The 13,911-nt window shown below is 37.0% G+C and carries 12 protein-coding genes and 2 tRNA genes; 9 read left to right on the forward strand and 5 right to left on the reverse strand.

Annotated elements, in window-relative coordinates:
- Nucleotides 1-46: 46 nt before the first annotated feature.
- Nucleotides 47-739 (reverse strand): tetratricopeptide repeat protein, encoded by a 693-nt coding sequence (locus ACY0M5_RS08545; RefSeq protein ID WP_124991766.1) that lies wholly within the window; start codon nt 737-739, stop codon nt 47-49.
- Between the two features lie 176 nt (nt 740-915).
- Between ACY0M5_RS08545 and recF the strand changes: the two genes are divergently transcribed.
- Together recF and ACY0M5_RS08555 are read left to right on the forward strand one after the other, a co-directional pair.
- Nucleotides 916-2,016 (forward strand): DNA replication/repair protein RecF, encoded by a 1,101-nt coding sequence (recF, locus tag ACY0M5_RS08550; protein ID WP_461631467.1) that lies wholly within the window; start codon nt 916-918, stop codon nt 2,014-2,016.
- Between the two features lie 5 nt (nt 2,017-2,021).
- Nucleotides 2,022-2,312: a DciA family protein gene (locus ACY0M5_RS08555; RefSeq protein ID WP_101259901.1), complete on the forward strand. Its 291-nt coding sequence runs from the start codon at nt 2,022-2,024 to the stop codon at nt 2,310-2,312.
- A gap of 57 nt (nt 2,313-2,369) precedes the next feature.
- Here the strand turns inward: ACY0M5_RS08555 and ACY0M5_RS08560 are convergent, their stop codons facing one another.
- Complete coding sequence (locus ACY0M5_RS08560; protein WP_461631468.1) at nt 2,370-2,789, reverse strand: nucleoside-diphosphate kinase; 420 nt, start codon at nt 2,787-2,789, stop codon at nt 2,370-2,372.
- 214 nt (nt 2,790-3,003) lie between these two features.
- Between ACY0M5_RS08560 and ACY0M5_RS08565 the strand changes: the two genes are divergently transcribed.
- Nucleotides 3,004-4,032 (forward strand): DHH family phosphoesterase, encoded by a 1,029-nt coding sequence (locus ACY0M5_RS08565; protein WP_461631469.1) that lies wholly within the window; start codon nt 3,004-3,006, stop codon nt 4,030-4,032.
- A 74-nt stretch (nt 4,033-4,106) separates the two neighbouring features.
- On the opposite strand, the gene ACY0M5_RS08570 is transcribed toward ACY0M5_RS08565, so the two are convergent.
- On the reverse strand, nt 4,107-4,814 hold the full coding sequence (locus ACY0M5_RS08570; protein ID WP_461631470.1) for an SAM-dependent methyltransferase: 708 nt from the start codon (nt 4,812-4,814) through the stop codon (nt 4,107-4,109).
- Between the two features lie 157 nt (nt 4,815-4,971).
- Here ACY0M5_RS08570 and ACY0M5_RS08575 point away from each other — a divergent pair, with 157 nt between their 5' ends.
- On the forward strand, nt 4,972-5,898 hold the full coding sequence (locus tag ACY0M5_RS08575; protein WP_461631471.1) for a bile acid:sodium symporter family protein: 927 nt from the start codon (nt 4,972-4,974) through the stop codon (nt 5,896-5,898).
- Nucleotides 5,899-5,940: 42 nt separating this feature from the next.
- Entirely contained in the window at nt 5,941-6,708 is a 768-nt protein-coding gene (locus tag ACY0M5_RS08580; protein ID WP_461631472.1) for an MBL fold metallo-hydrolase, read from the forward strand.
- A 15-nt stretch (nt 6,709-6,723) separates the two neighbouring features.
- Here the strand turns inward: ACY0M5_RS08580 and ACY0M5_RS08585 are convergent, their stop codons facing one another.
- The gene (locus ACY0M5_RS08585) at nt 6,724-7,896 is read right to left on the reverse strand and encodes an MFS transporter (RefSeq protein WP_461631473.1); all 1,173 of its coding nucleotides are present in this window, start codon (nt 7,894-7,896) and stop codon (nt 6,724-6,726) included.
- 309 nt (nt 7,897-8,205) lie between these two features.
- On the opposite strand from ACY0M5_RS08585, the gene ACY0M5_RS08590 reads away from it, so the two are divergent.
- The 4 genes from ACY0M5_RS08590 (at nt 8,206) to ACY0M5_RS08605 (ending at nt 12,275) form a co-directional block, all read left to right on the forward strand.
- Nucleotides 8,206-10,014, forward strand: coding sequence for an aconitase/3-isopropylmalate dehydratase large subunit family protein (locus ACY0M5_RS08590; protein WP_461631474.1), 1,809 nt, complete (start codon nt 8,206-8,208; stop codon nt 10,012-10,014).
- 185 nt (nt 10,015-10,199) lie between these two features.
- A complete protein-coding gene (locus ACY0M5_RS08595; protein ID WP_461631475.1) occupies nt 10,200-11,981 on the forward strand; it encodes an aconitase/3-isopropylmalate dehydratase large subunit family protein in 1,782 nt (593 codons plus the stop codon).
- Nucleotides 11,982-12,082: 101 nt separating this feature from the next.
- Nucleotides 12,083-12,157: transfer RNA gene (locus tag ACY0M5_RS08600), tRNA-Arg, on the forward strand.
- 43 nt (nt 12,158-12,200) lie between these two features.
- A tRNA-Arg gene (locus ACY0M5_RS08605) sits at nt 12,201-12,275 on the forward strand.
- 448 nt (nt 12,276-12,723) lie between these two features.
- Here ACY0M5_RS08605 and ACY0M5_RS08610 read toward each other — a convergent pair.
- Nucleotides 12,724-13,905, reverse strand: a complete 1,182-nt coding sequence (locus ACY0M5_RS08610; protein WP_461631476.1) for a hybrid sensor histidine kinase/response regulator — start codon at nt 13,903-13,905, stop codon at nt 12,724-12,726.
- Nucleotides 13,906-13,911: the final 6 nt, after the last annotated feature.

Here is a 13,911-nt window from a genome sequence, read left to right on the forward strand (position 1 = left end):
AACGGAGGCTATTGTTTAGCCTCCGTTTTTATATTTTGAGTTTGTTTTACTTTATCATCGACTTAGCTCTTGTAATGTATTTTTCAACATCACGGGCTTCTGCTGATTTAGAAAAGTCTTGTTCAATAGTTTCGTAAGCAGTTAGTGCTTTATTGTACTCACCTAACATTTCGTAAGCAAGTCCTGCTTTTTGCAAATAGATAGGTGTTGTGAAATCATTCGTATTAAAAGAACTGGCATCCATATAACTTGAAGCTGCTTTTTTAGTATCTCCTAATTCCATATAAGCATCACCAATAGCAGCTTTGGCAAGAGCGCTAAGCAAGAAATCATCAGAACTGAATTTTTCTAAATAATCAACTGCATTTTGGAATTCACCAATTCTTAAATAAGAAATACCAGCATAATATTCTGAAATATTTCCTGCCGGAGTTGAGCTAAACTCATCAATTATATCCAAAAATCCAGGATAATTTTCATCTCCGTTCAATGCAAGATTAAATGAATCCTTCTCGAAATATCTTTGAGCCTGAAATAACTGATTCTGAGCACGCTCATTAAGAGGAGCTTTGTAGTATTTTTGATAAGCAAAAACTCCTACAGCCAAAAGAATTATTACAAAAGCAATAGTGGACAGTTTTTTCTGATTTTTCTCAATATATTGTTCGGTTTTGCTTAACGCTTCTTCTAAATTTTCAAAATTATCCTCAGATACCTGATTGTTTTTATTTTTTGACATGCTCAAATATTATTAGTTTTATTTTTTCTAACGCAAATGTAATTTTTTTTACGAAATATCAGACATTTTTTCTGTAAAAAATGAAGATAGGAATTTAGAATATTATAGAATTAAATAAGTAAATCCAAATTGATTTAATTTAGTAATTTTGCAACAGTCATCTAATCTATTCATACATGCATCTGGAAAAATTATCCCTCTTAAATTATAAAAATATACTTGATTTGGAATTGAATTTTTCACCAAAAATCAATTGTTTTATTGGGAATAATGGAATGGGAAAAACCAATTTGCTGGATGCGGTGTATTATTTAAGTTTCTGTAAGTCATACTTTTCTGTGAGTGATCAGCAAAACATCAATCATAATGAACAGTTTATGGTGCTGGAAGGAACTTACAGACGCAAAGAATTAAATGAGCTTGTGTATTGTGGTGTAAAACGCGGACAGAAGAAGAATTTTAAAAGGAATAAAAAGGAATATAAGAAACTTTCCGAACACATTGGTTTATTGCCTATTGTAATGGTTTCTCCGGCAGATGCCAGTTTGATTACGGATGGGAGTGAGGAGCGACGCAGGTATATGGACAGTGTAATTTCACAATATGATCGTAAATACCTGGAAGATTTAATTCGTTACAATCGTGTTTTGCAGCAAAGAAATAAATTGCTGAAGGATTTTGCATCTGGAAGCAGATTCGATGAAGATACTCTAAGTATTTGGGACGAACAGATGATTTCGCTGGGAACTTCTATTTATGAAAAGAGAAAGGATTTTTTGAATAAGTTAATGCCTGTTTTTCAGGAGTACTATCAGATGATTTCTTTAGGGAATGAAACAGTAAATTTGGATTATAAATCACTTTTACATGATAACTCATTACGTGATCTGCTGATAAATGCCCGTTGGAAAGATCAGGTAACTCAGTATACCACAGTGGGAATTCATAAGGACGATTTGGAATTAACTCTGGGTGGATATCCTATTAAAAAGATGGGCTCTCAGGGGCAGCAAAAGACTTATTTGATTGCTTTAAAACTCGCGCAATTTGATTTTATCAAGCAAATTGCCGGATTTAATCCGATTCTTTTGCTCGATGATATTTTCGATAAACTGGATTCGCAACGAGTAGAGCAAATTGTAAAATTGGTTTCTGAAGATCGTTTTGGTCAGATTTTTATATCCGACACCAATCGTGATCATTTGAACGAAATACTTTTGGGAATGGAGCAGGAGTACCAACTGTTTGTTATTGATAAAGGAGCCATTGTAAGCTAAATAAAATGAGAAGAAGCCAAACACAAAAAATAGATGAATTAATTCGGCAGGTACTAAAGGAAAGCAATCTGGACGGGCGCTTGAAAGAGTATGAGTTGGTTAATTCGTGGGAGAAAGTGATTGGTAAAACGGTTGCCAATGCTACTACTGATATTTACATTCGTAATCGAAAGCTATTTGTAAAAGTGCGCTCATCGGTTATAAGGAATGAATTACTAATGATTCGTGAAGGCCTAATGCGAGCTTTAAACAGAGAAGTGCAGGCTAACATTATCGATGAGATTATTGTTCGGTAAAAGAAAAGACGCACTAAGATGATACTTAATGCGCCCTGTATTTTTAAAATTTACAGATTAAAATATCTCAGTTCCTGAGAAATGAAAAGCTCCTTCAATACAAGCATTTTCATCACTGTCCGATCCGTGAACGGCATTACGTGACATCGATTCTGCAAATTCTTTACGAATTGTTCCTTCTTCAGCTTCAGCAGGATTGGTTGCACCGATTAATTTTCTGAAATCAGCAACAGCGTTATCTTTTTCAAGAATTGCAGCTACAATAGTTCCCGAGCTCATAAAATCGGTAAGATCCTCATAAAATGGTCTCTCCTTATGAACCTCATAAAATTTCTTAGCTTGATCTTTAGTTATTTTGGTGTATTTCATGGCAGCAATTCGGAATCCTGCTTCATTAATTTTGGCCAGAATAGCTCCGATATGTCCGTTTGCAACAGCATCCGGTTTTATCATGGTAAAGGTTCTATCGCTTCTCATATATGTGTATAGTTAAATGTTTCGAATACAAAAATAATGATTCTGAGCACTTGTGCAACTGTTCATTTAACAAAACAGGTAATTGAGAATTAATTCTTCAAAGTATTCCTCACGCTCGGAAAATGATTCGTAAATCTATCCTGCTTCCATATCTAAAATCTAATGATCTATTGTATCTTTACCAGCTTATAATAATTATTACAAGAGAAATAGAATGAATAATTTGCAAAATAGAATTGATGCTGAGCTGATTAAGGAAGCGGAAATATTGCTTAATGAGTGCGCAAAAATTTCAATTATACCGCATTCGGGTCCCGATGGTGATGCTATTGGATCTTCGTTGGCCTTGCATCAGTATCTGATAAAGAAAGGAAAGCAGGCACAAATAATCAGCCCAAGTGCTTATCCCGTTTTCTTAAAATGGTTGCCTGGAAATTCTGATGTTTGGATTTATACCAATGGGAAGAAAAAGGCTGAGGAATATATTAATTCATCTGACCTTATTTTTATTGTAGACCATAATTCATTTAAGCGCTCAGGCGATTTGGAAGGAGTGCTGGAGAAGGCAACTGTAAAAAAAATCATGATTGATCATCATCCTGAGCCTGAACAAATTGTTGATTTGATGTTTTCGGATACTCAAATGTGTTCTACCTGCGAAATGATGTACGAATTTATTGAGGCTTTAGGCGATGAAGACTTGATTGATGAATCCATTTCAGAATGTATTTATACCGGAATTATTACCGATACAGGAGGTTTAAGTTACAATTCCTCTCAGCCAAGAACTTATCAGGTGGTGGGGAGTTTACTCGCAAAAGGAATTGATAAAAGTAAAATTCATTCAAATATCTACGATAATTTTTCTCCGGACAGGATGAAGTTATTAGGACATTGTTTGGATCAGGGATTAGAAGTTTTGTCCGAATTCAATACAGCCATTATTATATTAACAAAGGAAGATTTAGTTCGTTTTAACTATAGGGATGGCGATACAGAAGGATTTGTGAATTATCCTTTATCCATTCAGGGGATGCTTGTTTCTGTAATTTTTATTGAAAAAGATGATGTCGTTAAGATATCTTTCCGATCGAAAGGTGATGTTCCTATAAACAGGGTTGCCAGAGATTATTTTAATGGGGGCGGGCATATAAATGCTGCCGGCGGCAGAACCGAGAAGTCATTAAAGGAAGCAATTGATCAATTCAAACAGGTTTTGCCTGAATTCTATAAGAGCTTGTAAAGAAACCGATTTGATTTTTAGTTGTAAGAAGTCTTAAAATTTACAGCGCAGATTCATTATCTGCGCTGTTTTTTTTATTTTTCTCTGTGGATCAAAAAGATCGCAGGTCTTTTGTGTAAATCCGGCAGATTGTTTTTCCATGCCTGTACCGACATGGTTTTGATGTATTCCGATTCGAGTGTGATATCGGCGGCAATACAAAGTTTAGTGGCCGGACTGCAATTCTGAAGTAAATCTTCAAGCATTTTCATGTTTCGGAAAGGAGTTTCAATGAACATTTGTGTTTGACCTTCACTTAGCGAACGGTGATCCAAATGTTTAATTTTCTTACTTCTCTCGTTGCTCGGAATAGGTAAATATCCATTAAAGGCAAAGTTTTGTCCGTTAAAACCAGATGCCATTAAAGAAAGTAATATGGAGGAAGGTCCAACCAATGGAACTACCTGTATGTTTTTAGTATGGGCAATTTTCACTACATCGGCTCCAGGATCAGCAACACCAGGACATCCGGCTTCCGAAATAATCCCCATGTCGTGATCGGCAATAGCGTCCAAATAAGTTGAGATGTCTTTTGGAGAGGTGTGTTTGTTTAATTCATAAAAGGTGAGGTCGTCGATATTGATATCCTGATTCGCTTTTTTAAGATAACGACGTGTTGTCCGTATGTTTTCTACAATAAAGTGTTTAATATCCGGAATCAGTTGTTGAATGTTATTTGGTATTACCTGATCGATTTCTGTATCTCCCAAAGTAGTTGGGATTAAAAAAAGTTTGCCTTTCATAAATGATATATTTTCGGCAAATGTACGAAATAAGTCTGTTACTCTTTAAAGGGTCGCTTGTCAAATGTTGGTTTGTTATCTGTATTCATTCTGAATAGTTTTGAAGTTATCTTGATTTATTACATCTTTGCAGGTAATTGATAATATTTATAACAATATGACACAAATTGCAGGTAAAATAATATTAAATCGAAACTTCATTCTGGTTCTTGCTGTTGTTTTAGGATTGTTGATTGGCGATTGGGCCAGTCTGTTAAAAGAGTATACTTTCTACATTTTAGCAATCGTAATGACCTTTTCAACCACTGGAATTTCTACAAAAGCCATGTTTCCTTTAAAGCAGATGATACTCCCAATGCTGATGGGATCGTTTTTGAATTATGTGGTATTTGGGGCTGTAATCATTGCATTGTCGTATTGGTTGATGCCAACACCTGAACTTTTTCTGGGGTTTGTGGTGATTGCTTCTACACCGCCTGGTGTTGCTGTTATTCCTTTCTCACATATATTGGATGGTGATTTAAAGTATGCTATAGTCGGAACTTTGGGAGCTTTTATTTCGTCCTTGTTTTTTGCACCGCTAATTGTTGGTTTGTTTTCAGATATTGGTGGTGGGATTAACCCGCTCGATTTATTCATTACTATGGTTCAACTTGTTTTAGTTCCCCTGCTGATTTCAAGATTGCTGCTTTGGCAACCCATTAAACCAACAGTAGAAAAGGTGAGAGGTAAAATTGTTGATTGGGGATTTGCTCTGATTATTTTTACTGCTGTTGGCTTAAATAGACAAGTATTTTTTTCTAATTTTGATATACTCTTACTGGTGTCTCTGGTCCTTTTTCTTGGGATTTTTGGTTTGGGATGGATTTTTGAACTGTTTAGTCGTAAACTTGGAGTTAAAGCTCCGGTTGCGATGACTCAGAATCTTTTAGTTACGATTAAAAGTTCAGGTTTTGCAGTTGTTACAGCTTTAACATTATTTGGAGAAGAAGCAGCAATTCCTTCAGCAGTAATGGCCGTTTTTGTACTGGCATATTTACTCTATCTGTCTATTCGAAAAGAGTTAAGGGATTCAAGTAAGTAATCTTGATCAATCAGGTAAGGGAATTCGAATTAGAAATACAATATGGTGAAATTAACTTTTTTAGGAACAGGAACTTCTCAAGGGGTTCCCATTATTGCATGCAAATGTCCGGTTTGTTTGTCGAAAAATTACAAGGATAAACGATTACGTTCTTCTGTGTTGATAAATGTTGATGGTCAGAATTTGGTGATTGACAGCGGACCCGATTTTAGATATCAGATGCTGCGTGCAAAAGTTGAGAATATTTCTGCAATCATCTTCACACATGAACACAAAGATCATACCGCTGGTTTAGACGATATTCGTGCATTTAATTGGGTGAATAAAAAAGCCGTTTCCATTTACGCTGAAAAGCGGGTGCAGGAATCTTTAAAAAAAGAATTTTCTTACGTTTTTGCTGAATTTAAATACCCGGGAATTCCTCAAATGAACCTGATTGATGTGACTGGCGAAACTTTTCATATTAATGGCACAAGCATACAACCGATTCGGGTGAAACATTTGAAATTGCCTGTTTATGGTTTTCGAATTGGGGATTTGGCTTACATTACTGATGCGAACTATATTTCTCCGGAAGAAAAAAAGAAATTAAAAGGTTTAAAAGTTTTGGTTCTGAATGCTCTTCGAAAAGAAACTCACATTTCGCACTATACTCTTTCGGAGGCATTGGATATTGTGAAAGAATTGAAGCCCGAAAAGGCCTATTTTACTCATATAAGTCATCAGATGGGATTTCACGACGAGGTGGAAGCGGAATTGCCCGATAATGTTTTTTTGGCTTACGACGAGTTGGAGATAGAGGTAGGATAATTAGTTGAAAGAATTCTATTTCTCCGCTTTAGTCATGAAAATCATACTTATTCCGCCCAGAATAAAGAAGATTGTTCCAGCAAGTAGTAAGGCTGATGAAAGGTTGAAATGGTCGGTGTACCATCCCAAAAAAGGACCAATAATGGCAAAACAAATTCGAATGATAAAATTCCTGACAGAGAGCACCGTTGCTCTCATTTCCGATTCAGTAATTTGATTGATGTAATTTTTTAAAACAGGAGTTGCAATTCCACGCACAAAATAGAAAAAGAAAAGGATACCAACCCCAATCAATGAATTGAACCAGCCAGTTAGTATAAAGCCTCCCGAGATTCCAATAACGATAAAAATAGAAGTTCCTGTTTTCCCAAGATATTCCTCAACTTTATGTGCTGAAAGGGCTGTAATTCCTACGGTTAGGTTCAAAAGAGTCCAGATTACTCCAATGGTGCTTACTTCCATGTTTAAATCCCGAAGATAGGGTTGAATAAACCAGGCAAGTGTGAGTGTTGCACATCCAATAACAGATGAAAAAACAATATTCCAGCGTAATTTGTTATTGTCCCAAAGCGAGAATTTTACAATGCCAAGAATATGATTGAATCCAACTTTTAATTTTATTGAATTCTGATTTGGATCGACTAATAGGATGGAGGCAGGAATAGCAATGAATGCGATGAATGATTGAAAAATGAAGGGCGTTCTCAGGCTGATTAAAGCCAAACTGCCACCGGCAATACCAGCAAGAGCTTCCGCAAAATTCCCAACCGACATCACTCTGCTTTCCTGTTTTAGATATTCTTTTTCCTTATTCATTTTAAGCAGACTATCGTAAAGCATGGCAGAATCGGAACCGGATATAAAGCTGCTGCCAACACCCAATATTAATTCTGCAATTAAAAATCCATTAAATCCTGAGCTAAAAGAGTAGACTACAAAGCCCAAACAACCAAGGATAGAACCTAAAATCAGAGACTTTTTTCTGCCCCAAACATCAGCAATATATCCCGATGGAATTTCCAGAGCCACAACCGCTACTGAATAAATTCCCTTGAGAGTTAGCACATCCTGCATACTCAAACCATTCTCCTGATAAAAGAGAACAATAATGGGCATGGTGAGCATGAACCATTTGGCAATTTTAATCAAATACAGTTTTGGGATATTTCCGGAAATAGATCTTGTCATTACTTTAATTTGAGATGCAAAGATACTTGCACATTCGAAATAGAAAAGCCTTTGTTCTTAATTATTTGATCTTCATGATATTGTTTTTTAAGGAAAACGGAATGGCTTTGATGCTCATATAGAGCAGTATATCTATTAGTGAAGCCAGCGGAACTTGTATTTTTTTGCATTCAATCAGGCTGTTTGTAAAACTGAATTAAATGGTGATGATGACGAAAATATTTTGTGTAAATTAGAAGGTGAGTAGTTGGTTGTGTGAGCTGTAGTATAATAAGGAGAGATGATATCAAATCTAAAACACTTGAAACTATGGGAATGACATTAATCGAGAAGATCTTGGCAAATCACTCCAAAGAGAACTTTGTGAAGCCCGGCGATATTATTGATGTTGAGATTGACATTCGTGCAGCCCGGGATTTTGGAGGAGCAAATGTGGTTAAAAATATTCAGAAGCATAACTTGAAGATTGCCGATCCCCAAAAAACCTATTTTACTTTTGATTGTAATCCTACAGGGTCAGATCAGAAATATGCAGTAAATCAGCAAATATGTCGGTTGTTTGCGCGGGATAATGGCGTGAAAGTATTTGATATCAATACAGGTATTGGAACGCATACCTTAATTGAACAAGGTCTCGCTTATTCGGGAATTACTGCTGTAACTACAGATTCTCATGCCAATATTTTGGGAGCTGTAGGTGCATTCGGGCAAGGAATGGGCGATAAAGACATAGCCGCTGCAATTCATAAGGGAAAAGTTTGGTTCAAAGTTCCTAAATCAGTTAAAATAAATTTAAATGGAAAGCGGCCGGAGCGAATTTATGCCAAGGATATTGTCTTGGAATTGTTGAGCCGGTTTGGAGCAAATTCTTTGCTTGGATATTCTGTGGAGATTTACGGCGGGGAAGTAGATCACATGACTCTTGATGAAAGAATCACAATCTCATCAATGGCTACAGAAATGGGATGTATCATCATTTTGTTTACTCCCAATGATGCCATTATGGAATACAGTCAATTTCGAAATGGACGGAAGTTTGATGTAGTGAAAGCTGACCTTGATGCCGAATACGATCAGGTGTTTGAAATAGATTTGGAAGAGTTTGTTCCCCGGGTTTCCTTGCCGGGAGAACCTCACAACACTGTTCCGGTTAGCAAAGTCAGAGGAGTGAAAATAGACTCGGCCTTTATTGGAAGCTGTACCAATGGACGAATGGAAGATTTTCGGATTGTGGCGGATATCCTAAAAGGGAAAAAAGTAGCTCCTGGTGTCGTTTTTAAGATCGTTCCCGCTACCGATGAAATTTGGAATGAATGTTTAAAAGAAGGCTTGATTAATATTTTTAAAGAAGCCGGAGCCATGGTTTCCAATGCTGGTTGCGCAGGTTGTGCTGCCGGTCAGGTAGGACAGAATGGTGAAGGAGAGGTAACCATTAGCACCGGGAACAGAAATTTTCCGGGCAAGCAGGGAAAAGGAAAGGTGTATTTGGCATCACCAGCTACAGTAGTTGCTTCTGCAATTGCCGGTTGCATTGTTCCGCACGATGAAATACCAGAGCATCCCGTAACATTTGGTCCCCGAAAAGAAATAGAAGTGGGTACAATGCTTCATTCAAGTTCTGAGGTGTTGATTAGACCTAAGAGAATTGAAGGGCGTGCTTGGTACATTCCCATGGATAATATCGATACAGATATGATTTATCACAATCGATATCTTTCTATTACTGATATGGATGAAATGGGACAGTATACTTTCGATAATCTGGAAGGATACGAAGATTTTGCGCAAAAAGCCAAGTCGGGCGATATTGTGATTGCACACAAAAACTTTGGAAGTGGCAGTTCCCGGCAACAGGCAGTTGATTGTTTCAAAGCATTGGGAATACAAGGCATTCTTGCAGAATCTTACGGAGCAATTTACGAGAGGAATGCCATTAATGCAGCTTTTCCAATTATGACTTGCGGAGATATTTCAAAACTAAGCCTAGCTGATGGTGATACAATTCGTTTGGATTTAGAGACGGGCAAAATCACCAATACAACTAAAAATATCTCGGTGCAGGGAGAACGTTTCTCTGAAGTTCAACTGGAAATTTACCAAAATGGAGGACTGTTTTAGATAGTTAACCACGAAGTATTTTTAGTGCCATTTGTGGTTAAGGATACTTTTAAAGATTTAACCACAAAGGTAAACGAAGGATAACACGAAGTGAAAATTAGGAGACTCTTTGTGCTACTTTGTGCAGTACTTTGAGTTTACTTAGCGGTTAAGATTAGTTATTGGTTAAAAAATACGTTAGCACTATGCAAAACCTAACTTTCGTTGAAAAGATATTTCGGGCAAAATGTGGAAGTATTGTTTTCAAAACTCCCGATATTGTTCTGACTCATGACAATACGGCCAGTATCAAAAATACATTTGAAAAAATGGGTGGTGATCAAGTGAAAGATCCTGATCAACTTTTGGTTGTGCTGGATCACAATGCGCCACCAACTAATGCCAAGTTGGCTACCGATTATCAAAGGGTTCGGGAATTGGTTCAGAAACAGGGAATCAAAAAATTTTACGATGCAGGCTCGGGTATTTGTCATCAGATTATGTCATATCATGCCAAACCTGGAATGATAATCGTAGGCAGTGATAGTCATACATGCACTGCCGGTGCATTTAATGCCTTGGCTGCAGGTATAGACCGCACTGAAGCTGCCGGATTGTGGAAAAGGGGAGAAACATGGTTTCGTGTGCCCGAATCCATTAAAATCATTCTAAATGGAAAGTTGCCGGAAGGTGTTTTTGCCAAAGATCTTTCTTTGTGGATTATCGGAATGATAGGTTCGGCGGGAGCCAACTATATGTCTATTGAATATCATGGGGAGGGAGTGAAAAGTCTTTCTATTTCTGATCGCATGACATTGGCAAATCTGGCTTCCGAAATGGGAGCTAAGAATGCTGTTTTTCCTCCCGATAAAGTGTTGGAAGATTTTTATGAACAAAAGGTAAAAGGCATTTGGGGCGATGAAGGTGCCCAATATTTTAAAGAATACGAAATTAATTTAAGCGACTTAGTTCCACTGGTTGCTGCGCCGCATCATGTGGATAATGTAAAAACCATAGCCGAAGTAAAAGGTGTGAAGGTAAATCAGGGATTAATAGGAACCTGTACGAACGGGAGATTGGAAGATTTGCGGATTGCAGCCAGAATATTGGATGGCAAGCAAATTGTTCCTGGTTTTCAGTTGTTGGTGGCTCCCGCTTCCAAAAAAATATATTTGGATGCGATTAAAGAGGGAATTATCACCAAATTGATGAAAGCCGGAGCTACTATTTTGGGTTCTTCCTGCGGACCGTGTTTGGGAACCGGACAAGGAATTCCTGCCGATGGTTTTACTGTGATTTCAACAGCTAACCGGAATTTTTTGGGAAGAATGGGTAATAAAAATGCTCAGATATATCTTGCTTCTCCCGCTGCAGTAGCCTGTTCAGCTCTCACTGGTGAAATAACAGATCCAAGAATAAATATTTCCCGGCAAATCGAATTTCCATTTCAAAAACAGCAGAGTCGAACAATCCTAATTCAGGAAACAGATCAGCGAAAATCAAATGGTGTTTGGGATTACTCCGATGTTGATCATTTAAATACCGACCAAATGTTTGCAGGAAACTTAACCTACGAGGTTTTGAGTTCCGATCCGGATGGAATTCGGCCACATTTGTTCAAAGGATTCGATGATTCTTTTGCCGATGGAGTAGAGGAAGGTGACATTTTGATTGCGGGGGAAAATTTTGGTTGCGGCAGTTCAAGAGAGCATCCAGCAGTTGGGTTGGCTCATGCCGGAGTGCGTGCTGTAATCGTAAAATCGGTAAACCGGATATTTTATCGGTCGGCAATTAATCAGGGTTTATTGCTCATTGTGAACCGCGAAATTGTAGAATCGTACCGTAAAAATGATGTGCTTTTGCTTGATTTTCAGGAAGGAGTCGTTCAGATTGGTGACAAACACTTCGAAATACCCGTATTGCCTGACAAATTGCAGCAAATAATAAAATGCAAAGGCCTCGTAAACTGGATAAGAACTGTGATATAAGCTCTTACTGACGTGCAGGTGATTTTTACTGAAAAAAAACGCAAAAATACTTGTTTAGGAATGTAATAAATACCTATATTTGCATCGCCTTTTAAAGGAATGGTCCAGTAGCTCAGTTGGATTAGAGCAATAGCCTTCTAAGCTATAGGTCCCAGGTTCGAGCCCTGGCTGGATCACTCATTTTTTAAAGGCAAAAAAGAAAAAAAAGAAAACAAGGACGGTCCAGTAGCTCAGTTGGATTAGAGCAATAGCCTTCTAAGCTATAGGTCCCAGGTTCGAGCCCTGGCTGGATCACAAAGACGATACGAAAGTATCGTCTTTTTTGTTGCAAACCCCCGCCATATCTACTATCTTTAGGTGTTGTATCAAATTTCTGATACGCAAAAAAACGTTTCTTTTATCACATTTGCAGTACCCGTGTAGTACCGGGTGCAATACCCAAATATTCGCCAAGCTTGTTGATAAAAAAATGAAGAACGGTAAAAATGATAGGGCAGGACTAAAGACAAAGAGTATATTGGTAGAGTTTTAGTCTGGATTTGTGTACAAATACCATAGTTAGAACCTAATTTAAAATATTTTAACTTCTGATTGTTAGTATTCCGCAAGACTCTATTTGGGTGATATATCTTTATTTGTCTCCCTTATAAATACTCATCGATTATAGAATTAATCAAACTGCACTCTATCACTATTAAGCGAACAACTTATTTATAACTGCTTATGAAACTCTTTACATAAATTATTCGTTTGGAAAAATTAATAACACTGCAGCTCCGATCTCTTCATTATTTGTTGCTATAATTTCTCCGTTATGGGCATCCATAATAAGTTTCACTGTAGCCAAATCAAGACCATTTTGATCATCATGATACTGGGAGTTAGTAGCAAATAATTTAAATCTATTTTTTAGTGTCTGTGGGTTAAAGCCTTCACCTTGATCAATAAAAGAACAGGTTGTTTTTTTTATATCAGAATCTATGTTCACACGAACAAGCCCGCCATTGGGTGAATATTTGATTGCATTGTCAAGAATGCTTTCAAAGCAAAATTCAACTAGTTCTTGAGCACCATTTATGTGCGCATTATCAATCTTGCCATCAAAAACTACATTCGCCTTTTTTGCTTTAATTTGTTCCGAAAGATTAAGCTTGGTTGATTCAATTAAATCGCTTAATCTAATTTCACTTTTTTGAAGGGTCTGTTTTTTAGTGCGTAACTCGGTAATTTTCAAACTTACTTTAGCAAAGCGATGAAGCCGATTGGCAGAAATCTCAAGATAATGTAACATTTCTGTAACATTAGAATCGACCAATTCATTTTTCAATATGCCAATGAAACCAATTATGCCATTTAAAGGTGTGTTAATTTGATGGCTAATTATGGACAGAAAATCTGATTTTGCTTTATCCAACACCTCTAATTCCTGATTGACCTCTTCAAGTTCACTATTTGCTTTCTGGAGCTCTTTGGTGCGCTCTGTTACTTTTTCTTCAAGCCATTGGTTTACTTTTTTAAGTTGGTCTTTACTCCTTTTCAGATCGATATGAGTTTTCACTCTCACCAATACTTCTTTTGAATTAAAAGGTTTGATGATATAATCCTGTCCTCCAGCTTCAAAGCCATTAACCACATTTTCAGATTCGTTAAGTGCAGTCAGGAATACGACTGGAATTTCCTTCATGTTTTCGTTTTCACGCATGGCTTTACAGGTCTCGAAACCATTCATTACGGGCATATTTACATCTAAAAGGACCAGATTAAAATCTTGTATCTTATTTAAAAGATTTAAGGCTTGCTGACCGTCATAAGCAAATCCAACAGAATATCCCTCATCGCGCAGGATGCTGCCAATTATCTGAATATTTTTAGGATTATCGTCAACTGCGAGTATCTTAATTTTATTATTGCTAATTGTTTCCATATGCTT

It is taken from the genome of Labilibaculum euxinicum (assembly GCF_963678175.1).
Taxonomy (GTDB): Bacteria; Bacteroidota; Bacteroidia; order Bacteroidales; family Marinifilaceae; genus Labilibaculum; species Labilibaculum euxinus.